Here is a 25,029-nt window from a genome sequence, read left to right on the forward strand (position 1 = left end):
ACGATGACAATTACCTTCGAGGCGGAAGTCAATGATGAGGCATTACCGGAAGGTACGTATAGCACGGTGATTGAAAATGTGGCTGTGATTAACGATGTACCAACAAAACCGGCGGAAACCGACATTAAAGTGCCACATCTGACATCTACTAAAGAAGTAGATAAAGCCAATGCGAAACCAGGTGAAGAATTAACCTACACCATCCGAGTAGAAAATGACGGGGAAGCTGCTCAAAAAGGCGTAACGGTCATTGATGAATTGCCAACAGGCATGACATTAGTGAAAGACTCCATCGCGGTAGATTTAGAAGGAGCCGAATTCACATATGAGGATGGCGTGTTAACAGTAACAGCTGAAGAACTGGAAAGCAAAGCGGTTATGACGATCACCTTTAAAGTGAAGGTCGATGAATTGGCAGAAGGAGAGTACAGCACGACACTGGAAAATATCGCTGTAGTTAACGATGAGCCAACGCCAGGAGCTACTACGGAAGTGAAGCTACCGCATCTAACTTCTATTAAAGAAGTAGATAAAGCCAATGCGAAACCAGGTGACACAGTTGGCTATACGATTACAGTGACCAATGATGGTGAAGCTGAACAAGAGGATATTGTAATTACCGATAAGATTTCTTCTGGTCTTACACTCTTAGAGGATTCTATAAAAGTAATCATTAATGGTGAGAGTGTTGAATCCACTGCAGTCTACAAAGATGGGGTTCTAACTTACTCATTAGATAAATTGCCAGTAGGAGATACAGTGGCAGTTGAGTTTAACACTAAAGTTAATCCGTTAGACTCTGGAGTGTTTAACAGTGAAATTAGTAATATCGCCGTAGTCAACGATGAGGAAACAAATGAAGTCGTTACCGAGATTACGGTTGATCCAACTTACGCTTTTGAAGTGAATAAAACCGCTGATAAAGAAGTGGTTAAAGTTGGCGAAACCATCACCTATACAATCGATGTAACCAACACAGGTGATAAAGCTTTGACTGATGTGAACGTAGTCGATGAAATGGTTGATCTTGATACAACAATCGAGAAACTTGAAGTTGGCGAAACCAAAACATTTACAGTCGAACATGTGGCTACTGCGGAGGACGTTGGTGAATTAACCAATATTGCAGTAGCAAAAGTGGTTATTGATGGTGAGGAAATAGTTGAGGAAGGTTCTGTAACAGTTAAAGTAGCTACAAATGAAGAGGTTCTAGGATTTGTTCAAGATGACACAGCTGCAGATCAAGAAGAACCAACTATTATGGAAGTGGTGCAAAACTTCATTGAAAATCCTAAAACTGGCCAATCTACATTAAATATTCTGTTGGTTTTAGGTGTATTCCTTATCGCTGGAAGCGGCTTGTATGTTTGGAAAAGAAAACACTAAGCTTTTAGAGTAAGTGAATATTAATTAATAGAAAACCAGCTTGGGTGGATTGATTCCCTTAAGCTGGTTTTTCTTATTTTATGAATGATATATAAATGGTGATCCATCTATACGACGGTCTTATGTAAAAATACTTTATAATAATGATTCCAGCTTACTAATCCTAGCCCAGCTAAGGTGGGAAATATCTCTATTAAATTTAGAAGGTAGTATAAATTCTATTTATGATAGTAGATTGTTTAGTAGAGGTGTAAATCTTAAGATGTGAGATCAGTAAGCTGGGGTTAGTGTGTATTAAGATTTCTTAAGTCTGTCATAAAATCTTCGTAAAGCTCTTCTTGGCCCAAAGACTTTGCCAGAATCATAAGGTCTAAATAGTGATCCGTTGTAAGGTCAGTTTCGTCTAAGCTGTGTAAATACTCATAATGGAATGTTCTTTTTCGTAGATGATAAACTGGTTTTCTAAAATAGACAGTGGCTGTTTGCTTGGCTTTGTCAATTTGGGCAATGACTCCTTCTACCTTTTCGCCTTTTTCCATAATAAATACGGGATTACCAACCTTGAATGTTTTCATCTTTAAACATCCTTTATCATTGATTTTTATACTTCTTTATATAATATATATACACTTTGTATTAAATTAGTACACAATTTAGAGATTTCAAGAGAAAATAATAAAATATTACTAGAAAGTATGACTAGTGTGAGAGATTTGGCCCATCTTTATTACAATCTGAAATAAGTTAGTCTACCAATCCCATGAATTACTTCCATTCAATTACGGGTATAAGCAATTAATAGGATTAAAGAGGATTGGGAGGAAATTGTATGAAGTGGAAGGGCAGAAGAGCCAGTACAAACGTGGAGGACCGCAGAGGGATGAGCAGTAAAGGGATCATCGGCGGTGGGATTGGCGGTATTATACTATTGTTGGTGATTACGTTTTTAGGTGGAAATCCTACTGAACTATTAAATCAGCTGGGAGGAAGCACATCTACCAATACTACAAATACAGAGTACGTTGGAACACAGGAGGAAGAGGAGCTTGCTGAATTTGTATCGGTTGTTTTAGCTGATACCGAGCAGGTTTGGACTAAGCTCTTTAAAGAGGAGGGCTTGGTATATGAAGAGCCTACTCTTGTTATCTATAATGACAGTGTTCAATCAGCCTGTGGAACGGCTGGGTCATCTGTCGGTCCATTCTATTGCCCGGGAGACCATAAGCTTTACATAGATTTAAGCTTCTATAATGAGCTGAAAAGGGAGTTTCAAGCACCGGGTGATTTTGCGATGGCCTATGTTGTCGCCCATGAAGTCGGCCACCATGTACAAACCCTATTGGAAACCGATAAAAATCAGCAGCGTACAAGCTCTAATGACTTTTCAGTACGGTTTGAATTGCAGGCTGATTATTTAGCCGGTGTATGGGCTCATCATGCTGAGAGTATGGATTTACTTGAGGAAGGGGATCTGGAGGAGGCTATCACAGCAGCCAGTACCGTTGGTGATGATACAATCCAAAAAAGAGCGCAAGGGTATGTGGTTCCGGAAAGCTTTACTCATGGTTCATCTGAGCAGCGGATGCGCTGGTTTAAAAAGGGATTTAATTCCGGGAATTTAGAGGATGGGGATACCTTTAATGTGAAAAATCCATAGGAAGAAAAGAAGAAGGCCTGCTTCGCGAAAGCAGGTTTTATTTTTATCTATTTTTAACAGGAAAAGAATAATCGATATCGAACTAATAGAGTAAACCATTTAGGAGGAGAAAAAATGAATCGATTAAACTTGGTAACGCTTGGAACACGGAATATTATAGAATCCCATCGGTTTTATAAAGAATTGGGCTTCGACATGTCCATGATTGGTCCGGAATCTAGTCCGCATGTGATTTTCTTTAAAAATGAAGGGTCCCGTATTTCCTTGTATCCATTAGAGGATTTAGCGCGTGATCTTGATAAGAGTAATCCACCCAATTTAACTTCTGCTTTTTCAGGAATTACTCTAGGCTATAATGCGAAATCAGCCGAGGAGGTAGACCGTGTTATGGCAAAAGCCGAGGAGGTTGGCGCGAAAATTGTGAAACAGCCTGAAAGGACAGACTGGGGCGGATATGGCGGTTATTTTACAGATCCGGACGGATATTATTGGGAAGTGGCATATGGTGAGATGTGGCAATTTGATGAGTCCAACATGTTGGTTATTGAATAGAAGGATGTAAATATTCCTTTTTAGGTACATAAAAAGGGCGCATACAAGCGTCTGCGTCAACATAATAGAGTTATTGTCTTGCGACTTTTTAGTTGCCTTAGAACTGATATTTGCGGGCTTTATCCTTTGCGGTGACCGTTCATACAGTTCTTTTTTCTGTGCTTTTCTTTTGACTGTATAGTTTTCTTTAGAATGGCTTTTGTTAGTCCAAGTGTTTTCTTGCCAGCCTAACCGTGGAATATACTTCTACTTGATCATTCTTATCAACTTTGTTACGGGAGGCAATAAAAAAGGCCAACCTTATAGGTTAACCTTTGATTGTTTACAAACCAATTGGATAAAATTTTCAACTGCGAAGGCTGAGACTCCAAGTGCAGCTGAATAGATGGATAAATTGGAAAACTGAATCCGCAGCTGGGATTTGGAAGCATCCAGTGCACATTCTCGTGCGACATGTTCAACTTCATTTTTCAATAAATCCTTTGCCATAGCAAGGCGGTTTCCGATAATGATTTGCTCGGGATTTAACGTGTTCGCGATGCTGGCAATACCGATTCCAAGGTACTTTGCTGTTTCTGTAAAGATTGCTTGGATCTGTTTATCGCTCTCTGCTTGTTCAATTAATTTTTCGAGTGTCCATTCTTCATTTGATGGGAGTAGGGTAGAAGCCTTTTTAATCAATGCCTTTTCAGAAGCGTATAATTCCCAGCATCCTTTGCTTCCGCATGAGCAGGGCAATCCATCATATTGAATAATCATATGGCCCATTTCACCGGCAAATCCATTGGATCCACGGTAGAGTTCACCGTTTAAGATCATTCCAACTCCTATTCCAATTCCGGCACTTATATAAACCGTATTGTTTGATGATTGTCCGGGACCTATCATTTTCTCCGCAAAGGCCCCTGCATTTGCTTCATTTTCGATTATGACTGGCAAATTAAATTCGTCCTGAATTTGGTTCTTTAATTGCTTCTGTTTCCAATCTAAATTAGGAGCGAGCAGAAGTTCCCCGTCTATGTTTACCATTCCTGGAACAGCCAGCCCAATCCCCACGACTCCATAGGTACTAGCAGGAGCTGAAGTGAGGAGAGAACGAATTAACTCATTTATAATCTGTACAGCTTCGTCATAGTTTGGATTCATAGCTGGCTGTTTGAATTCTTTAATGATGTTGCCTTTAAGGTCTGTAAGGACCCCAAGTATATAATTCACTCCAATATCAATACCAATCACATGAGCAGTGGAATGTTGAAAGAGAAGCATGACCGGACGCCTGCCGCCACTCGATTCCCCCGGACCCGTTTCATAACAGATATTCGCTTCCAAAAGCTCGTTGACCAGGGTGGAGACCGTGCCCTTTGTCAGGCCGAGTTTTTGCGCTAAATCAGCTCTTGATATAGGTGCATTATCTCGAATGGATTCTAATATTCTTAGTTTATTATTGATTTTAATGGTTTGCTGATTCCACTTCATATCTATACTCCTTCTTTCTATCTCTATTGTTAGTTATACCATACTCTTTCAAAACAAAAAACATCGTTCATCGGCCTGGGGAAAGTAAGCTAAATGTAACGAAATAGATGATTAAAAAATGTGTATAGGCTTTTAATAAAGACTGGTGTAGGTCATCTGATCATTGCTAAGCCAAACAATTTCTTCAGGAACCTCTGCTTTCTAACCAGAATGTAATATTATAATTATTTATAATATTAAAATAATAATTATTATTATGATATAATTTTTTTATCTATTAATATATTTGGAAGAGGGGAGTTCTTTGGCTATTAAGATACCATCGATGTTGTTTTCTCTATGCTTATTGATTGTTCTTACAGGTTGTTCGGACAAGAATGGTACTTCCACTTATCGGGAGCATGAAGTGAATGATGATGCGTATATTATGTTAAAAGGTACGGACCTGTATATGAAAGAACATGAGTCTGATATCGAAAAGGTTGATTCAAATGTTAGGGAGGATACGATCCATTATCGGGATGAGCATCGTGGGCTCATGTATATAAATGGTGACGATGATTTGTACAGCTATAAAGATGGGCAGAAAAAAAGAATAGCTAAACAGGTTTCTGCCAGCAGAATACCGTATCTGCTTTCCTTTGATGAGAGCACTCTTGCCTATTTGACTGATGAAAATAGTCAGTTATACGTGATCTTTGATGAGAGTAAACCTCGGAAAGTCCGTTCAGATATTGTCCAATACAGATTATCTATAGACGGTAAACGATTATTCTATATCAATGAAAATATGGACTTATATGTTTTTACAAAAGATAGCGGTGAAGAAAAAATCGCTTCAAGGGTGGTTAATTTCCAGGAATCAGAGGGTGGTACCAGGTTACTCATCAGTACGGATGATGGTGAATTATACATCAGGGATTTAGAAAAGACTGAGAATGTCCATCTTCATGCAGATAGCCATGATTACGGGGGATTTCAGGTTGATGATTCTGGGCATTATTCCTATTTAGCAGATTATCAGGGTGATATAGGGGAGCTTTACAGCCTATCCGCTGAAAATGAAGCAGTTCGAGTCGCTTCTGATGTTCTCGATTATAAAATGAAGGATGATTCCTATATTTATTTAAATGGAAATCAGCAATTGCTCATAAAGGAGATGGAAGATCAGAAATCTGATTTACTTGCAGAGGGAGTTGTAGACTTCTTTATACTCAATGACGATATCTATTATTTAGATGAGACACAGGCGATGTATAAAGTGAAACATTCAGGTGTTCCTGAGGAAATTGCCCCTAATGTGATGATGGATTCCAGCAGCCGGCTTTGCTGGTCCATTGTAGATGATAAAATTATTTATTTATCTGCTACTCATTCTTTAATTCTGGATGGAAAGAAAATAGCGGATGATGTCACCGGTTTCGTGTCCTATGTGGACCATGTCGTTTACAATACAGAGGATGGCCAAATAAAATCCGTAAGTGTTAATGACACCGATGAACTGCAGACATTTGACCATGCGGAATCCTATACGAGGATTTATTACGGTAATCAGCTGGTCTACAGCAAGACATTATCCCTCGCAGATATAGATGGAGTTTGGGGAGTAGAGGGTACGGAAGAGGAGAAGCTGGATGGGTATGGAGAGGAATATGGTCCATACTTTTTCGAAATCATAACGGGTGCCGATCGTAATATGGGGTATCTTGTTATGTATGATGAAGAGGAAGAGCTTGTATTGGAACTGAACATAGAAGACTCCGACTCGGAATATATTAAAGTGGTTACAGATGTGGAGGATACGTCCTTCATGTTCAAAAAAGTAAGCGACCAGGATTTAGACTTTATTTTTGATGGAGATGAAACCGATCCGCTGCCTCTTTATAAAACTACTGTAGATGAACTTGAGTTGTATTATGAACAATATCAGCTTGCTTATTTTTAAGCGGGATACTAATAAGAGATGTTCGATTAGTCTTTCGAGGGCTGATCGACATCTCTTTTTTTGTCGTCTAAAGAGGGGGGAATCAGAGTATAGTTTGATAGATTCGCTCAATCACTGTTATGTGCGCTCAATCGGTAAAATTTTCGCTCGAATGCTTATAATTTCGCTCATAAAAATGAGATTCGCTCAATTCCAAGCCGTTTCCGCTCAATTATGGTTATAATCGGTCAATTATGAGAAATTTCGCTCAATTATGCTAATAATTCGCGCAATCATAATAGAAATCGGCTTGATTATTTGAATTCTATGCCTTATATCGGCCTAATAGAGGGAATTACCTCTTGAAAACTGGCAAACTAGTTAGAATTCAATAGAAAAATAGCATCCGGAACATTATTTAGCCAGCAACGGGGGCATCGCACGTTAAGCCACTCTTACGCAGCAAACGAAAAACCGGTGAAGGTAACATCTCAGTTTCCTCCACCGGTCCATTCATACGAAATACATTAATTCGCTGCTGCTTTTCTGCTCTTTGCGGATCTGAACAGATTGGATGCTGTATAGATGATTAAGGCAATCCAGATAAACAGGAAGGATATGCCTTGAATAAGGGTGAATGTTTCATCGTAGATCACGACAGCCATCACGAGCATGAGGGTTGGAGCTAAATATTGTAAAAATCCAATCATTGTATAGCTGATTCGTTTCGTTCCTTCTGCAAACAGCAATAACGGAATTGCGGTTACAATACCGGCTCCCACAAGAACTAAATCAACTTGGGTACTGTATGATAAAAAGGAATGCTCAGCAAAGAATAACAGATAAATGAGTGCGAATGGTGCGATAATCATTGTTTCCAGTGTTAAGCCTGTCCATGGACTGATTTGAACCATTTTCTTAATGAGTCCGTATAATCCGAAGGTCATTGCCATGCATATAGCAGGCCATGGGATAGAGCCCTGGCTCCATGTTAGAATAATCACACCAATTGCCGCAGATAAAACAGCTATTTTTTCGCCATTGCTCAGTCTTTCCTTTAAGAAGATGGTTGCCAGTATTACATTGACAATTGGGTTAATATAATAACCCATGCTGGCGGATAAAATATTATTGCTATTGACTGAAAAAATAAAGATAAACCAGTTGGCTGAGATTAATAGGGTTGCCAGCGTGATTGCCAACGTCAATTTAGGCTGTTTAAGGATTGTGGTGATTTCCCCAGAAACATCCTTTGTCTTTCGGAAACAAAAGACGAGCAGCACCATGAACACAAAGGACCATAAAATCCGGTGTGCCAGGATTTCCAAGTCAGATACATCACCGGCTAATTTCCAATAAATCGGGAGGCATCCCCATAAAAAATAAGCTCCGCCGCCAGCTAAAATGCCGAGCTTTTTCTCTTTTGCTTGATTCTCCATACTTACACTTCTTTCTACTATAACTTTCATTTGTATCCCTCATTATACTCCTGAATGGTAGAATCGGAAATACAAATTGTAATAGCTCATAATCATTGGCTAATTAAATAAAGATGAACCTGTCACTCACAACAGGTTCATCTTCCTTCGTTATGATTCTTACAGTCTTGGATCGACCGGATCTGATTCGAGAGAGAGCGTACCAAGGACACATTCATGTACGCGCTGCAGAGAATCTCCGTTGACAAAGCGGCGAATGCCTTCAACTCCCAGGACAAATTCACGTAACGCCAATTTTTGTTTTTTAGAGGTGTTTCTATTTTTCAAGCGTGCTAGGTTAGCGGGGGATAAATAATCCATCCCATAAATAATCGATAAATATTTTCTGCCTCTTACTTTAATAGCGGGCTGCAACAGCTTGCCTCGTTCTTTAGCGATAAACGTTTCAGGCTTGATGACGATGCCTTCGTGTCCTTCCTCAGTCATTTCCCTCCACCATTCTATGACCTCTTGCTCGCTCGTCTCGCTATCGATCACTTTAAATTCAGTTTCAATAAAGAAGTTGGATAGAGCGGCGAATTCATGATTCATGTGCATATGCCATAGATGAGGTTGGCCAAAAAAGGTTTCCTTGCTGTGAGCCAGCACATGAAAGGGAGCAATCTGAATCTGGTGAATATCCTCGACTTCCCAGCAATAGGTTTCATATACTTCTTTGAAATTATGCGCATTTGCCAATTTTTCAGTATATTCGTTTAGCCATCCGTGCAGCTCGGAATTCGTTGATACGGCCTGTTCCAGCTTGTTTTTGAGAGAAGCGCGGTCCATGATGGCATTTTCAGCAACATGCGCATATTGGTTTTGGATAAGCTCCTTCGCTTTCAGGTTCCACGGCATAATTTCCGCATCCAGCAAAACAAAATCTGTATCATATTTCTCGAAATAGCCATGATTGATCAAATCAGAATGCAATTCGTGAACCACTTTCTCCTCAGTGATGGAATCAAAGAAGCGTCGGCCTCTTCGCGTATAAATAACGCCAAGCGTTTCATATCCAACATAATGAAGAGCGGAGGGCTGATCCTTGAATAGTAATAAAACAGCACGACTGCCCATATGCTTCTTTTCAGCAATCATTCTTTGAATCCCGTGACTGCGATAATAATCAATCGCTTCCCTCGGATGCTCTAAATAATCCGGCAGCTGAGAGGGTTTTGGAGTAGGACTCATGGTTGGCGGAATATAGAGTAATTTCTCTAGAGGGATGGTGAAATGGGAAACTGTATCAATCGCAGCCTTCACATGCTCCTTATACAATTTTACTTCACCGAACTCTTCTGTAAGGACAGAATACCCGTTTATAAAGCTGCCGATATTAGGCGGATTTAATCGATTCCTTTCCCATTCCATCAAAGGGTTGTCATCGCTGTTTGAATAATCCTGCCCGGCTTTTACGCTGACGAATTTTTCCTCCGGGTAACGGAAGGCAGTGAGCTGGCCGCCAAAAACAACACCCTGATCGATATTTATCGTGTTATTGATACGCAGGGGCTGAGGTTTCGGATCATGTCCCCATATAATGAGCGGGCTGCTGTTATGATTAACAAACCAATCCTTCCGGCGGGGTTTTCCAGCTTCATCAAAGCCGTCCGTATCTCCATAACGGCAAAAATCACTGATTTCCTGAGATTGTCTGCCGATATAGTCATCCTTTATCCCTGCATGAGTACAAACCAGCACAGGTACATCATTATGAAGAAACACATAATGGGAAGGGGCTTCCATCAGCATCTTCTTCATCTTATTTTTAAGTAGATTTGCTTCTTCAGAGCCGTACTTGTCTTCAAATTGTTTAAACTCGTCTGCCGTCTGCTCATCTCCATGCTTTAGGGTAACCTTTCGCCCATCCAGCCAGCGGGCAATTTTCCAGCCGTGATTGCTATCAATCATGTATGCCAATCCATGTTCAATATGACACTCGAAAAATTGCATTGTTTTTAACGAGTAGGGGCCGCGGCTCATAATATCTCCAACAGACACAAACCTTCTGCCATCGGGATGAATGTACAAGCCACTTTCCTGAGCTTGATAACCCAGCTTTTCAAGTAGTTCAATCATTTCCTCATAGCAGCCATGTATATCACCAATTAGATCAAGGCCGCTGCCGACCTCCATATATAGCGGATTTTCCAGCCTGTGAAGAGAGACTTCATCTATATCCTTAATTGCATAAATTGCTCGGAAGCCTTCCTTTTTGATAAAACGTTTTTCGCTTTTGAAGGTCTGGTATTGCTGTTTAATTCGGCGTTTTCCTCTTGGCTGCTCGCGTTTTTCATCCCGTTCCAAAAGTGTTTGTTGATCGGTATCCAGTATGAGGGCAATGATGGGCAAGTGGTGCTTCCTGGCAATATCAATATATTTTTTTCGATCATCGGCCTTAAGATGAGTGGCATCAATGAAAGTTAGCTTATTTAGCTGACATCTAGCCTCTATGACAGAGTATATGACCTCAAATGCTTTTTTTGAGATGGAATGATAGTGTTCCACCAGGTAATCTGCTTCTGCTTTGGAGCGGTTCTTCCAATCTATAAAATCTGTATCCCCAACGATTTGCCGGAAAGTATCTGAACTGACAACCTCGGAAGGGAGGAGTGTTTGATCATTGATTAATTTGGATAACAGAGTTGTTTTACCGGAATTGGACGGACCGACTAAAAGGATAATCCCTGCACTTGGTATGTTAATGTTCATCTGATTGGCCTTCCTTTCGTTTGAAAATGCACATTTGAGTAGGTGAGCCATACTGTTCATGAATATCACCAATTTCTTGAAACTGAAGATTGTATGGCTGATTGGCGACGTTCATCCTGCACCAGTCCTCAAATTGCTGCCTCGACCATTCAAAGCGAAGGTCGGAATGGCGGAAGTGTTCATGTAAGTCATATACAGCGTTGTACTCTTTATTTGGTGTTGTGATAATAAGAGTTTTTGGCCGATAATCCTCCAGGATCATTCTCATGATTTTGGGTAAACGTGCCTCATCAATATGCTCAATGACCTCGCATAAAATCATGCAATCCTTATTCTTTAGACGTTCATCATAATAAAAAAGCGAACCCCAAATCAGTGTGGGAGAAAGGAATCCTACCTTGCCTGCCACTTTTTCGAACCTTTTGATTGCCTGTAATGTCATATGCTCAGATGGCTCGACTGCCAGGATTTCTTTAACTCCATCCAGAAATCCTAGTTTGAGAGAAAGCTTTCCCTCACCTGAACCCATATCTACAATTGTCTCTTTATCATCAAGTTTACTGACTGTTTTCAGTATTTTTTCATAGCGAAGGGCAGCCAGAGATGGTTTGGATGGAGTTTTTTGCTCCTTATCCAGCTTTTTAGGTGCTTCTGTTGGTTCATATAATTCTTTGAATCGTAAGGCCCTTTGTAAAATGAATGACCTCATTGGATGATCCTCAAGCCATCCTTGTCCATACCGTTCCAGCTTTTCGACTTCCTTCTCGTCTATGTAATAGTGCTTATAGTTATCCAGCACAGGGATGAGGACAAATAGCTGTCTTAAAGCATTTTGCAGGGTTGTTAATCCATCCAGGGTGATCATTCTTGCCGATTTAGTTGGGGAGGACGTATTTTTACCATGTGTGATGGTGATTTCAAACCCCAGCGGACTAAATAAACGTTCTATTTCTTGATCCGTTAGTTCTGATGAAACAGGTCCAAGGGTAAATTGGCAAGGAAAAGCATGGCTGACCCATTGTCTATATTCCTCTTTCGGCTGTCCATTCAGGGCCGTTCCAAGAGCATTCCGTATAAATGAGCAGAAGATACTGCTTACGGCAAATTCTCGATCATTTATATAATGTGTGATTTCATATTGATTGGAATGGTGATCCAACAGCTCGATTGGATCAGGTGTAACAAATATAGTCGCTTCCACTTCTTTTTCTTCAAATCTACTATAAAAAAGACGAACTAAATGTCCTTTACTGGACCGTTCATACAAAGAGGCTGGGTTTTTAGCAAGCAGGTAGGATAAGACTTGTACATGATCACCGGTTGCTTTCATAGTTAACTGCATCGTATCACTCCGATATGGAAAATATTAAAATAATAAACTAATAATACCATTTTAAGCTATGGAGGGTTACATATTATTTTTGGCTCAAAGAGGGGTTTGGCAATGGAGGATAGAATAAATGAAGTGGACTTACTGTTAGGAAGAATTCTGCAAGAATAGAACGGCGGTACTATAAAGAATACATAGTAGTGTTGATTTAGGGGGATGGGAAATTTGATTACACTTTATATAACCAGGCATGGAGAAACAGTTTGGAATACGGAGAAAAGAATGCAGGGAAGATTAGATTCACCTTTAACCGTAAAAGGTATTCAAAATGCGGTATCACTGGGCAAAGGACTGCAGGATATTGATTTAACAGCTATTTATTCAAGCCCGAGTGGCAGAGCAGCAGATACAGCAACATATATTAAGGGTGACCGGAACATTCCGCTAGTCTATGATGAAAATTTACAGGAAATCAATATGGGAGAATGGGAGGGAGAAACACAAGGAGCCGTCAGGGCTACCTATCCAATGGAGTTTGAGGCTTTCTGGAACAATCCCCATTTATATAAGCCTGTAAAAGGGGAAACATTTGTAGAGGTTAAAGAACGAGCGATGAACGTATTGAATCGGATTCAGCATGAATATGAGTCAGGCAATATCCTGATTGTTACTCACTCCGTTGTGATAAAATGCTTCTATTCTATTTTCAAAAATTCCTCTATTGAGAGCCTATGGGCTCCTCCTTTTATCCATGATACGAGTCTTACAGTTGTAGAGATAGAAGAAGGTGGTTTTAATATCATCCTGGAAGGGGATTTATCACATAGACAGATTATTATATAGGATGTCCATAGCAGGTTAAGCAATAGAAGTGCTTATAAATGGGAGGTCGTGATATGAGCAAATTTGGGTTATTTAATAGATTTGAAGTGGTAGAGGGAGAGAGGGACACAATGGTAGACATTTTGCTGGAAGCGGCAGAATCGATGAAGGACCTAGATGACTGTGAGGTTTATTTAGTTAATAGTTCGGAAGATAACCCAAACTCTGTATTTGTTTATGAGGTTTGGAGGGATGCAGAATCTCATCAAGCCTCGCTGGGTCTCGAAGCAACCCGAACATTAATCGCACGTGCAAAACCCATTATGACTGGCATGGAAATAATCAGTACTTTGCGTGTAGAAGGAGGAAAGATAGGCTGATTGAATTTATCATCCATTTGTTTTACTTGATTTGATTTTCAACCAATCTAGGATTACTGCTATCATAATGCCCAGTGTATACCGCAGTAAATCGATCCACAGAAATCCCTTACCGAGGATTAAAGCCCCAATGGTAGTATTTCGTATTTGGTTGATCCATGCTGGTTGATACAGCTGGCTGAATTCAATTCCGAAGCTGAACAGGATGCTGAACCGAAAAGCTGTGAATGGTTTCTTTTGAACGAAAAGGAATCGAAACCCAAAATAGACCATCATTGCCCATAAAGCATCTCCGGCATGCTGAGCTAAAAATGGATGCAGCATCGACCTGTATAGACGGGAAGCCAATCCGAGAAAGATACATAGAATAATGGCTGCTAAATAAAAGAATCTACTTATATGGTTGGTTGGATGCATATTCATTCACTCATTTACTATTTTTTTTATTGGCAAATTATCTAAAAGAATATAAACATTAATCAAGTAATTTTTTAAATTTTCTTGATATAATTAAAGTAACAAAGAAACATCATGCTTTGCAACACAGAATATACTAAAAGATATGAGGGATGGCCTATGAAATTAATATGCTTTGGTGATAGTTTAACTAGGGGAGTATCCTATGTTAAGGGTCGTTTGAGAATTTTAAGAAATAATTATCCTGCTTATTTACAAAAGTTTATGTCGGAGGATAAGTTGAATCCAGAGATTAGCGAGGCAGAAGTGATCAATAAGGGAGTATTCAATGATAACTCTGATTTACTTTTAGCCAGACTTGAAAAGGATGTTATTCAAGAAGAACCTACCTATGTGATTATTGGGATTGGCGGGAATGATTGTGACTTTGTTTGGAAGGAAGTAGCGGCTAAACCGAACGACGAGCATCAGCCAAAAGTAACTCTATCAAGGTATGCTGATAATTTGAAAGAGCTTATTATCAAATTAAAATCAAACGGAATTACACCGGTTTTAACTACGCTGCCTCCATTGGATCCAGCTCGTTATTATCAGACGATATCCAAACGTTTTGGTACGGAAGTCAGTCACTGGATATGCAAGGTGGGGGGAATATCTTATTGGCACAGTAAGTATAATCGAGCCGTAAAAAATATAGCAGAAGAAATGGATGTCTTCCTCATTGATGTGAGAAATGCGATTAAGAGCAGAGGTCCATTGAAGGATTTAATCAGTGATGATGGAATCCATCTGACCGAAAAAGGCTATAAAATTATGGCGGCTGAGATTTATGATAACTTAGGTAAGCTAGCCCCGCAAAAAGTACTGCAGGAACAATAATTTTCGCTATTATGATGAGATTGAGAGCGGAATAGGGTAATTACAATAGGGCGCTGATGAAAAGCATATAATCGTATAATTAAAAGGAGACCTCTCAATTGAAAGGTCTCCATCTTTATTATTCAGCTGATATTAATTCTAGTTTACGCAGTCTTTCTGCAACCTCTTCCTCAGTTAAGTTATGCTCTACAACATAACGATTGCGAGGATGTACACGACATTCATCTGTGCAGCTGCGCAGATATTTATGCTCATTTTCTTCACTGCAAAGAATTTGATCGTTACATTCAGGGTTTGCGCAATTAACGTAGCGTTCACACGGTTCACCATCGAAGTGATCTCTCCCGACGATTACGTGCTCTACTTGGTTAATTGGAACAGCGATTCTTTCATCGAATACATACATTTGTCCATCCCATAATTGACCTTGTACTTCCGGATCTTTCCCATATGTGGCAATCCCGCCATGGAGCTGGCCGACATCTTTAAATCCTTCTCTTACTAACCAACCGGAAAATTTCTCACAACGGATACCGCCTGTACAATAGGTTAGTACGCGTTTTCCTTCAAACATTTCTTTATTATCACGAACCCATTGAGGAAGCTCGCGAAACGTTTCAATGTCTGGCTTGATGGCACCGCGGAAATGTCCAAGTTCATATTCATAGTCATTACGCGCATCTAAAACAATTGTGTTTTCATCCTGTAAGCCCTCGAAAAATTCTTTTGGGCTTAAGTATTGTCCAGTTAATTCGTTCGGATTAATATCATCTTCTAAAGATAAATGAACAAGCTCAGGACGTGGTCTCACATGCATTTTTTTAAACGCATGACCGTCCGCTTCATCTATTTTGAATACAATCCCTTCGAATTGAGGATCGTTCTTCATTTTGTCCATATAAGCATTCGTTTGTTCTACGGTACCGGAAACTGTACCATTAATTCCTTCTTTGGCCACAAGTATACGGCCTTTCAGTTCAATCCCCTTACAAAACGCAAGGTGTTCTGCCGCGAATGCAGCTGGATCTTCAATTGGAGTATAAAAATAATAAAGCAAAACTCTGTATGGTTTGTTTTCTGTCATGGTTCTTACCACCTATTTTTTAATATTTGCAAGATACGTATTCAAAAGGTGATTTTTAGATACTTTTCTTACACATCAAAACATTATAACAATTGTTAGCAAAATGTGCTAATTAAACAACTTATTTCCTCGGTTGAAAAATCGGATAATTTTTTTGCAATCATGATGTACGGTTTGAACAAGAAGGAAATTATTAATGAAAATATAGAATGTTAATTAAGGTGGGAGCTGACGCGACTTCTTTAGAACTGGAATGTTGGAACAAATTTGATGAGTCAATAAAAGGAGACATAGTCATGAAGTATATATGTATAGTGATTGATTATAGAATATTTAAGTACTGTTTTATTAAGTATAAATGATGTTCGTGGAAAAGATGCTCTTCTAAGTCATTAAAATCTACCCAGCGCATCGGTTCTTTTTCGACTGGTTCCGAAATTTTTTTCTAATAGTTCACATGCGTAATAATGTTAATATTTGATGCCTTCCTAAAATGTTACTATAATAAGAACGAACATTCGTGTAGGAGGATTCAAGTATGAGTAAGGCGTTTGGCGATTTTATACACTCATCAAATTTTGCAGTTTGATAAAGAAAAGTAAAAGAAATAAGGTGAATATATATCAAAACATATGACAGTTACGTTAGAAAAGCTAATTTTTATGAATTATTTGGGTTGAGAGGAAAAGCAATTAAAGTTATGGAAGAAGTTACAAATCAACCATTTTCAAATTTAGAAATAGGAAGTGGCTATATTTATATTGGATTAATGTATAAAGATTTGAAAGAGCCGAATCTTTCAAGCCAATATTTTGAATCTGCACTAAATCTATGTAAAAACGAACAGTATCCATTTAGTCCAAATTACAAGAAAATTATTGAATGCTTTATTGAAAATGGCGAGTCAGAAAAAGCATTAAAATGGTACAATCATTTAATTGAACGAGCACGTTATGATAAGAAATTCTTGAAGTTAAAGATAATTCATTTCAATTAAGAGTACATTTTAGGGGACCAAGACAAACGAAGGTTCTCCTAACTATTATATAAAAATAAGCATTTAAATTTAACAAAGCCTAACTAAAAGAGGCTAGGACATAAGTATTTCAGATAAGGATAAACCCAAAATAGTAGGTGATATTTTAATGGATATTCGCCTACTATTTTGGGTTTTTATTTGTTTTCAATTGATTGGTTCATTCTGCATACCATTATTCATATCTAGTGGAATGGAGCGGACTTTTTCCTCCAACTTAACTCTTAAATAAGTAACAAAGTCTAGTAACATTAATTTAGATATTGTTCGTCTTTCAGGATTGTTTATAAGTTCGTCCCAGTTAACACTATTAAGAAAGAGGTCAATCATCCTTATTTATATTTTTTTTCAATTCGGTCACGACGTTGTTTATGTTTGGCCATTTTATAATGTTTAATCATCTTAACGATATATACAATAGCAGTTACACTCAATATCATCAGAAGAATAAATGGTAAACCATCCGTAAATATCACTACCAAATCTGATTTAACCTCAGGCTTATAAGTTTCCACTAGTGTCACTCCTTAAAGGAACATGAATAATAGTTCTACATATTAGATGAACCTATCTTGTTGTGGGTTTAATGGTACCACAAAATGGATATTTACTACTTTAAAGTCAGGAGCAACAATCTATGCGAAAGCAGCCTTTAATTTAGATCTTGATAAATGTAGATAGAATTGGTATTGAATAGAGTTCTTTATTCCGGGAACACAACGATTGTTCTGCCGCGTGCTTCACCTTTTAGAAGGATAGGAAATACATTTGGCAGTTCTTCGAGCGTCACTTCTTGCTGGATATGATTCTCATACTGATTGAGCTTTAAATCCGTAGCTAAACGTTCCCAAATTTGTTGGCGTGTATTCATCGGGCATTGTACAGAATCGATGCCTAATAAATTTATCCCTCTTAATATAAATGGGAATACGGAGGAGGGAATCTTCGTGCCAGCCGTCAGTCCGCTAGCCGCAACAGAACCACCATATTTAATTTGGCTTAATAGAGATGCTAAAGGTTCCCCGCCAACAGGGTCAACCCCAGCGGCCCAACGCTGTTTTCCTAAGGCGCGAACCTTACCGTTGTATACTTCATCCCTTGAAATCACATTCGCAGCACCGATTGATCTTAAGTACTCAGCTTCCTCTAATTTTCCTGTACTGGCTTCAACGGTAAATCCGAGTTTTGCTAAGAAGGAGACCGCGAAACTGCCTACACCGCCTGTAGCTCCAGTGACAATTACAGGACCTTGATCAGGAGTCACCTTATTTTCCTCCAGGCGCTGGACGGATAATGCAGCGGTAAATCCAGCTGTACCAATGATCATGGCTTCTTTGAGAGTGAGCCCTTGTGGCAGTGAGATAATCCAATCAGCAGGAATATAAGCATATTCCGCATATCCTCCATCACGGGATACACCGATTTCGTAGCTCGTAGCAATTACCTCATCACCTTCCTTAAAGCGAGTGTCAGTCGACGAAATAATCGTACCTGCTAGGTCGATGCCTGGTACCATCGGGTAGGAAGTCACAATATTTCCATTGGGAATTGTAGCTAGGCAATCCTTGTAATTTACACCTGAATATTTTACTTTTATGAGAACTTCGCCATCTTGTGGGGTATGTAACGGTTTTTGTATAAATTTGATTGCTGTTTGTTCATCCTGTTTATCTACGATTAACGCTTTATAGCTTTGATCCATTATTACCAGCTCCTTTTCTTCACTATATACCATTATATAATGAACGTTGAACCTTCTTTGTAAAAGTGATTTTTGATGATTTGTTTTATTTACCATCGCTTTAATAGGTATAATTTCGCAAAAGAGTTTCAAAAAAATCATGATTTGAAGAAAAATTTAAAAATAATTGAGGTAATCGTTTGCACTTCCGTCCAGAACCTGTTATTATTAGGTAGAATTATTTTTGTTTGATGCGGTTGAAAGTTGAACAATTATTGTCGTCTTACGATCGAAAAGCAAGGATAGTAATACAATTGTGTGTTAGCACACTAGGAGGCAACAAAAAATGGAACATGGTAAAGTAAAATGGTTTAACGCAGAAAAAGGTTTCGGATTTATCGAGCGCGAAGGTGGAGACGATGTATTCGTACACTTCTCGGCTATCCAAGGTGAAGGTTTCAAAACACTTGACGAAGGTCAAGAAGTTACTTTTGAAGTAGAACAAGGTCAACGTGGACCACAAGCTACTAACGTTCAAAAAAACTAATCTGATCGACACATAAATAAAACAGATCCTGGTTACAGGATCTGTTTTTCTTTGTATGTAAGGCTATATTAAAGGTCAGCGTTATGCTATTGATTAAAATAGGGTATCTCTTATTTCAATATTATGGTAATTAGAAGAGGACTTGTGGTATCTAGATTGAATTAAGTTGTTAATAAAACGAGGTGCTTTAGTGGGAGTTTATGAACCATTGTATATTTTTTTCTTTTTAATTTTCCTGGCTTTAATTTATTTACCAGTGACGGCTATACGATCTAAATTTAAATTTAACGTGATTGGCTTGCTGTTTGTTAGTTTATCTTTTATTAGTTATTTGTTAATCGGTAAATATATGATTGATAGCGGTTATTATGGAGATGGGAATTCTGTGTTATTTGGGTATGGGTTCCTTGAATTGACACTTTTAGCTTATCCGTATATTTTTATTGAATTATCTGTATTATTAGGGAAAAAAGGTGAGCGTGTTAAAATCCTATAGGCATTAGCAGCCTTCCTTACAAACATGGATTTAGCTCTCGCTTTTTGTAGATCAATAAATAAAAAAAATACCCTGCTCAAGGCGAATAGAGCAAGGCAATTGAAACAGTAAAGCATAAAATAGTATAACAGTTTTAAAGGTTGACTAGATTATAGCATATAATTAAAAACGTGGCTAATATATTTATCCTGTTAATTTTAGTAAAATTCATTTTCGGTATGTACGTTGATTTATAAGTACTAGTTTTCTATAATTAAATGGATATATATGGAGGTGAATCCTGCTGAGACCTAAGCTTACTAGAAGTAGTAGTGTCCAAAGTTTTAGGGATTTTTATTGGTTGAAGGAAGAGTTGCAATCATTTTGCAGAGAAAATGGACTTGCTGTTTCAGGCTCAAAGATTGAGATTTCCAATCGAATCCTTTCTTGAAACAGGAGAAATAAAAAAGCCGATTAGAAAAGTAAAGGCCTATGTAAAACAACAAACACCAGAAAAAAACTTAAGCCTCGATACAATCATCAAAGAAAATCACCGTTGCAGTCAAGAAGTAAGAGCATTTTTTCAAACGGTCATTCCTACCTTTCATTTTACGACCCACATCTAGGAATATTTAAAAAATCATGCCGGGAAAACCTACCGTGAGGCGATGACTACCTGGTGTGAGGAACGAAAAAAGATCCATCCTATACGAAAAAAATTCCCCCACAATTTGAACTCATCAATTCATCCGTGACTATTTTGCAGACCGAACAATCAAGGGAAGTAGCACAAAGATGCGGTAGAAGCCTGAAAAAAGATCAAGCAGCTTCCTGGCAGCAATCGCTATTCATCTAACCATGTGTGAAGAATTCTAAGATCTGCCTATCAAACATATAGGCAGGAAAAAGGAGGTTGCATGAAACGATTTAGTTTGTTGTTTACGTTCCTATTTGTCGTTATCAGCATTTTTAGCGCTTGCTCCACGAACACACGTCTAGAACTGGTCAGTGCAGAAGCAGAGATTGTGAATGATAAAAACAAAACGGGATCCACTATTCTGCAGGAAGGTGAGAACGCAGGAAAAGAAGTCGTGCCTACAGCCCTGTATTACACATTTGTTATTAAAAATGTAGGAAATAAAAAGATTGGAGACATAAGTAAAGGAGTAGGCTTGGAGGCTAGGATTGAACCTGACGAAAAATTAGTAACCGCCTCTAATGAAGTGATGGGCTTTAATATTTTTGAACCGGCAGATTATGAAGGTTCAGGCTTGGGCTTCGGCTATTCCTATACTGCTATTATTGAAGAAAAAGAAACAGGAGAATTCACCATCTATTATGATTTAGGCGTTGAAGAAAAAACAGAGGAAGTTCTTCCAGTACCTTCTGTAGACAAGTTAGAACATTTAAAAGAGAACGCACTGGAGGCAACTTTAATTGTATCCTTGGGCAAAAAAGAAATAACTCGTTTTGATTTGAGTAAAAAGAAATAATAGCTGTCTTGGTAGAGTTTAGCAATAGTTTTATAAAATAATCCAGCAAAGAAAAACAGAAAGGCCCGGCTTATAAACCGAGCTAATTTTTAGTTGATTGCCCTGACAGTTTATCCAATTTACTTTCTATCCGATCTAGCTGTTCCTTCCGCTTTTTTGAAGAACGAAAGAAAGATACAATCATCACAATAAAAAAAGATAACAACTAAAATTGAAAACAACTGATAAATGATATCACCGATGTTCAACATAAAATCCACCTCACTTTAGAATATTATGCCATTTTGATGTGGGTACTTTCCGTACGAATCTATTAAGTTAAGAGTAAATTAATCATTTATCACCTATGTGTATATTTCCTCAGAAATTCTATATAAAATTTTCGCAATATTATGAACTATTAAAGGAGGTGAAATATTCTTGGTAGCTGAAATGACCTATCAGGTCCGTGTGGCTGATTTTGAACAAGGTAGGAGATGGTATGAAGTATTTTTGAACAGGGCACCAGATTTTGTGCCGCATGAAGATTTTGCAGAGTGGGAGATAATTACCGGGGGCTGGCTGCAAGTCGCTAAAGGGACACCGGCAGAAGGAAGTGGTCCGCTTCGGCTTGAGGTTACATCTATAGAAAAAGAAAGACAAAGAATGATGGAAGAGCTGCATATTGATTTTTTTGAAATCTACTCCCGTGAAGAAGTACCGGTTAAATGGGCCACATTTACAGACCCATGGGGAAATCGTTTAGGCTTCTTTGAAAATATGAACGAAGAAATATAGCAACCTAATACAATCAGATAAGAGGCAAAAAGGATGGAGTATTTATTAAGAAAACGTACCGAAGAGGATATAGAGGACTTTTTATTATGGACGTACGATGATATGTATTCGTTTTACGATAATTCGATTCAGCAAGAAAAGATAGATGGCTTTAGGCAAAGTGTTCAAAAGGAACGGGAATTATCGGTAGTAAATGAATGTGGTGAGCTTGTAGGTAACTGCGAGTTTTTTGATGTAAGTGATGAGGACGAAGCGGAGATACTGGCAGTTGGAATTCAGATGAAGCCATCTATGACTGGAAAAGGACATGGCCCTGCTTTCTTCCATGCCATTGTGGAGCAAGGGAGATTCCTTTTTGACTATGACCATTTAGAGTTGGCCGTAGTCGACTCTAATCACCGGGCCATTAAAGTGTATGAAAGAGAAGGATTTCAGCAAGTAGGAGAATTCATGAATGACATAAGAGGAGAATCATATCGATTTATCATTATGGCGAAGGATTGGTAATGACCAGATTGATTACAGGGAGGATGGCATGAAAAATAAGTTAATAAGAGTTGGTACATTTTATATTCCTGTAAAGGATGTTAAAGAGTCTTTAGCATGGTATGTAGATAAGCTTGGAGCAGAATTAAGCTATAAAGATGAGGATAAAGTGATTATTAATCTTGCAAATCAAAGTTTTTTCCTTGTTCATGCACCAGATGGCGAAAGTTCTAATTTTATAGACAAGCATGGAAGTGAACGTTTTTCGATTACCTTTGAAGTAGATGGATTGGAAAAGTTAACAGAGCTTCATATGGAATTAACGGAGAAGAATGTAAGGGTAGGGGACATTGAAGATCGAGGGCACCCAGGTAAGAATTTTGTTTTTTATGATTTAGATGGTCATGTATTTGATGTCTGGAGTGAATTAAGTTCAGGATTTAAGGACAACTAATCGCTGTAAGTCGTTACCTATCATATGTCTTACATAAAGTTGGTTAGATTGATTGTGTATCACAAAAAAATGAATATGAGGAGTATGTCTATGTTTACTTTTCCAAAGCCAGATGTAGAACAATTGCTGCGAACCGTTTCAATAATTGATTTTGCTGTCAGCCCGGATGAAAAACAGATTATCATCAGTACTAATATTAGTGGAAAGTATAATCTTTGGGCGATGAATATGCCTAATGCCTTTCCATCTCGGCTGACCTTCAATGATCAGCCATCTGAGTATTTACTGTATGACCCAAAAGGAAGATTCGTTATAGCTGGCTTTGATCATGACGGTGATGAGAATACTCAATTTTATGCCATGCCGACATATGGCGGTGCCTTGAAGGAGCTAGTTTTCCAGGAGAATACACGTAATTTTCATCCATTCCTTTCGAAGGACGGCGAGCGATTGTACTATACATCTACCAAGGAAAATGCGTCCTTCCTCAGTAGCTATTGCTTACAAATGAACACGGGGGAAGAGACGAAAGTATTGGAAGGGAACGGAGGCAGTACCATTCTAGCGGAAGTGAGTGAGGATGAATCCGTTATTCTCTATACCAAACAATTTTCTAATACTAATTCTCTATATTATGTGAAAAAAGCGGATGAACATATCCTGCTGACTCCGCCAACAAATGAGGAGCATACCGTTAGTGAAGCTGTTTTCGTTTCGGATCAGGAGGTCTATTTAATCACGGATTATGATGCGGATTTTTCTTATTTAGCAAGCTTTAATTTGGAAACCAGGGAGTTTACTAAGCTTAAAGAATTGCCACAGGAGAGCTTCACCAATCTTACATACGATCAGACAAACAAAATAGTCTATATTACTGCTGAAAAAGGAGTGCGGGATTATTTATATGCCTATCATATTGAGAATCAAGCATGGGTGAAATTGAACCCACCATGTGACCTCCTAACGAAAAAGGTTGTTTCTAATTCTGGTTCCCTTTATTTGCTCGGAAAAAGTTCAAACACACTTGCAAATATTTTTAAGCAGGTTGGTGAGGATGAATGGGTCACAATTACGGACAATACCCTATCTGGTATTCAGAAGGAGGAAATAGTAGAGCCCGAGATTATTACGTATCCATCTTTTGACGGTCTCCAAATAGAAGCATTATTTTATAAAGCAAAACCAGAAAATGATAAAGGAGAAACGATTCTTTGGGTTCATGGGGGACCACAGTCTGCAGTTCGGAAAGGGTTTGGTCCATTCTTTCAATATGCTCTAGATAATGGATATAGTATTTTTACTCCTAACTTCCGTGGTTCCACTGGATATGGATTAACATTCACCAAAATGGTAGAGCGTGCCTGGGGTGCAGGAGCTCGATTGGATATTATTGCTGGTCTGGATTGGCTAATTGACCGTGGATATACGAAGAAAGGTGATATCTTCCTGATCGGAGGCAGTTACGGTGGATACATGTCATTGCTTTTACATGGACGCCATGCTGATTACTTTAAGGCAGTGGTAGATATTTGTGGGCCATCCAATTTATTTTCCTTTATTAATTCAGTGCCGGAAGATTGGAAACCAATCATGGATACTTGGGTAGGCCACCCCGAAAAAGATCGCGAGAAATTGATAGAATACTCACCTATTACCTATATTGAGCAGATGACAAAGCCGATGCTTGTTATCCAAGGGGCCAATGATCCAAGAGTTGTAAAGGCGGAATCAGACCAAATTGTGGAGACTCTTAAGGAAAAGGGGAGGGATATCTCCTATATGGTCATGGAGGATGAAGGACATGGATTTTCTAAAAAGGAGAATGAAATCGCTGTGTATCGCAGGGTTTTGGCTTTTTTTGAAGAGCATCGTCTTGTGAAAGTAAAATCCTAGCCTAGATTTTCTCAAACGGCGAAAAGTAATGTACTGCAGTTTGTGGCGTTTTCCTTATGGAGAAAATGATAGGAGATTTTCGAGTGGAGG

At 38.6% G+C, this 25,029-nt stretch carries 26 protein-coding genes; 16 read left to right on the top strand and 10 right to left on the bottom strand.

Features of this window, described 5'->3' with window-relative positions; all coding sequences use genetic code 11:
• Window positions 1-1,386: DUF7507 domain-containing protein (locus tag AC4D4B_RS18660; RefSeq protein WP_491000762.1), on the top strand; the 1,386-nt coding region annotated here is incomplete at its 5' end.
• 284 nt (window positions 1,387-1,670) lie between these two features.
• Here AC4D4B_RS18660 and AC4D4B_RS18665 read toward each other — a convergent pair.
• Window positions 1,671-1,961 carry a hypothetical protein gene (locus tag AC4D4B_RS18665; protein WP_491000763.1) on the bottom strand — a complete coding sequence of 97 codons (291 nt, stop codon included), beginning with the start codon at window positions 1,959-1,961 and terminating at the stop codon, window positions 1,671-1,673.
• A gap of 254 nt (window positions 1,962-2,215) precedes the next feature.
• Between AC4D4B_RS18665 and ypfJ the strand changes: the two genes are divergently transcribed.
• Together ypfJ and AC4D4B_RS18675 are read left to right on the top strand one after the other, a co-directional pair.
• Window positions 2,216-3,043, top strand: coding sequence for a KPN_02809 family neutral zinc metallopeptidase (ypfJ, locus tag AC4D4B_RS18670; RefSeq protein ID WP_491000764.1), 828 nt, complete (start codon window positions 2,216-2,218; stop codon window positions 3,041-3,043).
• A gap of 114 nt (window positions 3,044-3,157) precedes the next feature.
• Window positions 3,158-3,595 carry a VOC family protein gene (locus AC4D4B_RS18675; protein ID WP_491000765.1) on the top strand — a complete coding sequence of 146 codons (438 nt, stop codon included), beginning with the start codon at window positions 3,158-3,160 and terminating at the stop codon, window positions 3,593-3,595.
• Between the two features lie 300 nt (window positions 3,596-3,895).
• Here the strand turns inward: AC4D4B_RS18675 and AC4D4B_RS18680 are convergent, their stop codons facing one another.
• Window positions 3,896-5,071 carry an ROK family protein gene (locus AC4D4B_RS18680; RefSeq protein ID WP_491000766.1) on the bottom strand — a complete coding sequence of 392 codons (1,176 nt, stop codon included), beginning with the start codon at window positions 5,069-5,071 and terminating at the stop codon, window positions 3,896-3,898.
• 304 nt (window positions 5,072-5,375) lie between these two features.
• Here AC4D4B_RS18680 and AC4D4B_RS18685 point away from each other — a divergent pair, with 304 nt between their 5' ends.
• The gene (locus AC4D4B_RS18685) at window positions 5,376-7,016 is read left to right on the top strand and encodes a hypothetical protein (RefSeq protein ID WP_490996288.1); all 1,641 of its coding nucleotides are present in this window, start codon (window positions 5,376-5,378) and stop codon (window positions 7,014-7,016) included.
• A gap of 506 nt (window positions 7,017-7,522) precedes the next feature.
• Here the strand turns inward: AC4D4B_RS18685 and rarD are convergent.
• The 3 genes from rarD to AC4D4B_RS18700 form a co-directional block, all read right to left on the bottom strand.
• Window positions 7,523-8,434: an EamA family transporter RarD gene (rarD, locus tag AC4D4B_RS18690; protein WP_491000792.1), complete on the bottom strand. Its 912-nt coding sequence runs from the start codon at window positions 8,432-8,434 to the stop codon at window positions 7,523-7,525.
• Window positions 8,435-8,593: 159 nt separating this feature from the next.
• The gene (locus tag AC4D4B_RS18695; protein WP_491000767.1) at window positions 8,594-11,185 is read right to left on the bottom strand and encodes a polynucleotide kinase-phosphatase; all 2,592 of its coding nucleotides are present in this window, start codon (window positions 11,183-11,185) and stop codon (window positions 8,594-8,596) included.
• Window positions 11,175-12,527 carry a 3' terminal RNA ribose 2'-O-methyltransferase Hen1 gene (locus AC4D4B_RS18700; protein ID WP_491000768.1) on the bottom strand — a complete coding sequence of 451 codons (1,353 nt, stop codon included), beginning with the start codon at window positions 12,525-12,527 and terminating at the stop codon, window positions 11,175-11,177. Before AC4D4B_RS18700 ends, AC4D4B_RS18695 begins: the two co-directional genes overlap by 11 nt.
• A 213-nt stretch (window positions 12,528-12,740) precedes the next feature.
• On the opposite strand from AC4D4B_RS18700, the gene AC4D4B_RS18705 reads away from it, so the two are divergent.
• Window positions 12,741-13,358, top strand: a complete 618-nt coding sequence (locus AC4D4B_RS18705; protein ID WP_491000769.1) for a histidine phosphatase family protein — start codon at window positions 12,741-12,743, stop codon at window positions 13,356-13,358.
• A gap of 53 nt (window positions 13,359-13,411) precedes the next feature.
• Complete coding sequence (locus tag AC4D4B_RS18710; RefSeq protein WP_491000770.1) at window positions 13,412-13,717, top strand: putative quinol monooxygenase; 306 nt, start codon at window positions 13,412-13,414, stop codon at window positions 13,715-13,717.
• A 9-nt stretch (window positions 13,718-13,726) separates the two neighbouring features.
• On the opposite strand, the gene AC4D4B_RS18715 is transcribed toward AC4D4B_RS18710, so the two are convergent.
• Window positions 13,727-14,134, bottom strand: a complete 408-nt coding sequence (locus tag AC4D4B_RS18715; protein ID WP_491000771.1) for a ribosomal maturation YjgA family protein — start codon at window positions 14,132-14,134, stop codon at window positions 13,727-13,729.
• A gap of 159 nt (window positions 14,135-14,293) precedes the next feature.
• Here AC4D4B_RS18715 and AC4D4B_RS18720 point away from each other — a divergent pair, with 159 nt between their 5' ends.
• A complete protein-coding gene (locus AC4D4B_RS18720) occupies window positions 14,294-15,013 on the top strand; it encodes an SGNH/GDSL hydrolase family protein (RefSeq protein WP_491000772.1) in 720 nt (239 codons plus the stop codon).
• Between the two features lie 118 nt (window positions 15,014-15,131).
• Here the strand turns inward: AC4D4B_RS18720 and trhO are convergent, their stop codons facing one another.
• Entirely contained in the window at window positions 15,132-16,097 is a 966-nt protein-coding gene (gene trhO / locus AC4D4B_RS18725; protein WP_491000773.1) for an oxygen-dependent tRNA uridine(34) hydroxylase TrhO, read from the bottom strand.
• 700 nt (window positions 16,098-16,797) lie between these two features.
• On the opposite strand from trhO, the gene AC4D4B_RS18730 reads away from it, so the two are divergent.
• Window positions 16,798-17,094, top strand: a complete 297-nt coding sequence (locus tag AC4D4B_RS18730; RefSeq protein ID WP_490996295.1) for a tetratricopeptide repeat protein — start codon at window positions 16,798-16,800, stop codon at window positions 17,092-17,094.
• 371 nt (window positions 17,095-17,465) lie between these two features.
• Here AC4D4B_RS18730 and AC4D4B_RS18735 read toward each other — a convergent pair whose 3' ends face one another.
• Together AC4D4B_RS18735 and AC4D4B_RS18740 are read right to left on the bottom strand one after the other, a co-directional pair.
• Complete coding sequence (locus AC4D4B_RS18735) at window positions 17,466-17,648, bottom strand: hypothetical protein (RefSeq protein ID WP_491000774.1); 183 nt, start codon at window positions 17,646-17,648, stop codon at window positions 17,466-17,468.
• A 188-nt stretch (window positions 17,649-17,836) separates the two neighbouring features.
• Complete coding sequence (locus tag AC4D4B_RS18740) at window positions 17,837-18,835, bottom strand: acrylyl-CoA reductase family protein (RefSeq protein WP_491000775.1); 999 nt, start codon at window positions 18,833-18,835, stop codon at window positions 17,837-17,839.
• A 325-nt stretch (window positions 18,836-19,160) separates the two neighbouring features.
• Here AC4D4B_RS18740 and AC4D4B_RS18745 point away from each other — a divergent pair, with 325 nt between their 5' ends.
• The 4 genes from AC4D4B_RS18745 (at window position 19,161) to AC4D4B_RS18760 (ending at window position 21,329) form a co-directional block, all read left to right on the top strand.
• Window positions 19,161-19,361 carry a cold-shock protein gene (locus AC4D4B_RS18745; RefSeq protein ID WP_066107773.1) on the top strand — a complete coding sequence of 67 codons (201 nt, stop codon included), beginning with the start codon at window positions 19,161-19,163 and terminating at the stop codon, window positions 19,359-19,361.
• Window positions 19,362-19,527: 166 nt separating this feature from the next.
• Window positions 19,528-19,857, top strand: coding sequence for a hypothetical protein (locus AC4D4B_RS18750; protein WP_491000776.1), 330 nt, complete (start codon window positions 19,528-19,530; stop codon window positions 19,855-19,857).
• Between the two features lie 374 nt (window positions 19,858-20,231).
• The gene (locus tag AC4D4B_RS18755; protein ID WP_491000777.1) at window positions 20,232-20,462 is read left to right on the top strand and encodes a hypothetical protein; all 231 of its coding nucleotides are present in this window, start codon (window positions 20,232-20,234) and stop codon (window positions 20,460-20,462) included.
• Window positions 20,463-20,753: 291 nt separating this feature from the next.
• Window positions 20,754-21,329: a hypothetical protein gene (locus tag AC4D4B_RS18760; protein WP_491000778.1), complete on the top strand. Its 576-nt coding sequence runs from the start codon at window positions 20,754-20,756 to the stop codon at window positions 21,327-21,329.
• Window positions 21,330-21,448: 119 nt separating this feature from the next.
• On the opposite strand, the gene AC4D4B_RS18765 is transcribed toward AC4D4B_RS18760, so the two are convergent.
• Window positions 21,449-21,580: a hypothetical protein gene (locus AC4D4B_RS18765; protein ID WP_491000779.1), complete on the bottom strand. Its 132-nt coding sequence runs from the start codon at window positions 21,578-21,580 to the stop codon at window positions 21,449-21,451.
• Window positions 21,581-21,749: 169 nt separating this feature from the next.
• Between AC4D4B_RS18765 and AC4D4B_RS18770 the strand changes: the two genes are divergently transcribed.
• From AC4D4B_RS18770 to AC4D4B_RS18785, 4 genes are all read left to right on the top strand, one after another.
• Window positions 21,750-22,106 carry a VOC family protein gene (locus tag AC4D4B_RS18770; RefSeq protein ID WP_491000780.1) on the top strand — a complete coding sequence of 119 codons (357 nt, stop codon included), beginning with the start codon at window positions 21,750-21,752 and terminating at the stop codon, window positions 22,104-22,106.
• A 33-nt stretch (window positions 22,107-22,139) separates the two neighbouring features.
• Window positions 22,140-22,613, top strand: coding sequence for a GNAT family N-acetyltransferase (locus AC4D4B_RS18775; RefSeq protein ID WP_491000781.1), 474 nt, complete (start codon window positions 22,140-22,142; stop codon window positions 22,611-22,613).
• Window positions 22,614-22,641: 28 nt separating this feature from the next.
• Window positions 22,642-23,046: a VOC family protein gene (locus AC4D4B_RS18780; RefSeq protein ID WP_491000782.1), complete on the top strand. Its 405-nt coding sequence runs from the start codon at window positions 22,642-22,644 to the stop codon at window positions 23,044-23,046.
• 90 nt (window positions 23,047-23,136) lie between these two features.
• Window positions 23,137-24,939, top strand: coding sequence for a S9 family peptidase (locus AC4D4B_RS18785; protein WP_491000783.1), 1,803 nt, complete (start codon window positions 23,137-23,139; stop codon window positions 24,937-24,939).
• Window positions 24,940-25,029: the final 90 nt, after the last annotated feature.

It is taken from the genome of Pradoshia sp. Z6_59, assembly GCF_058267515.1.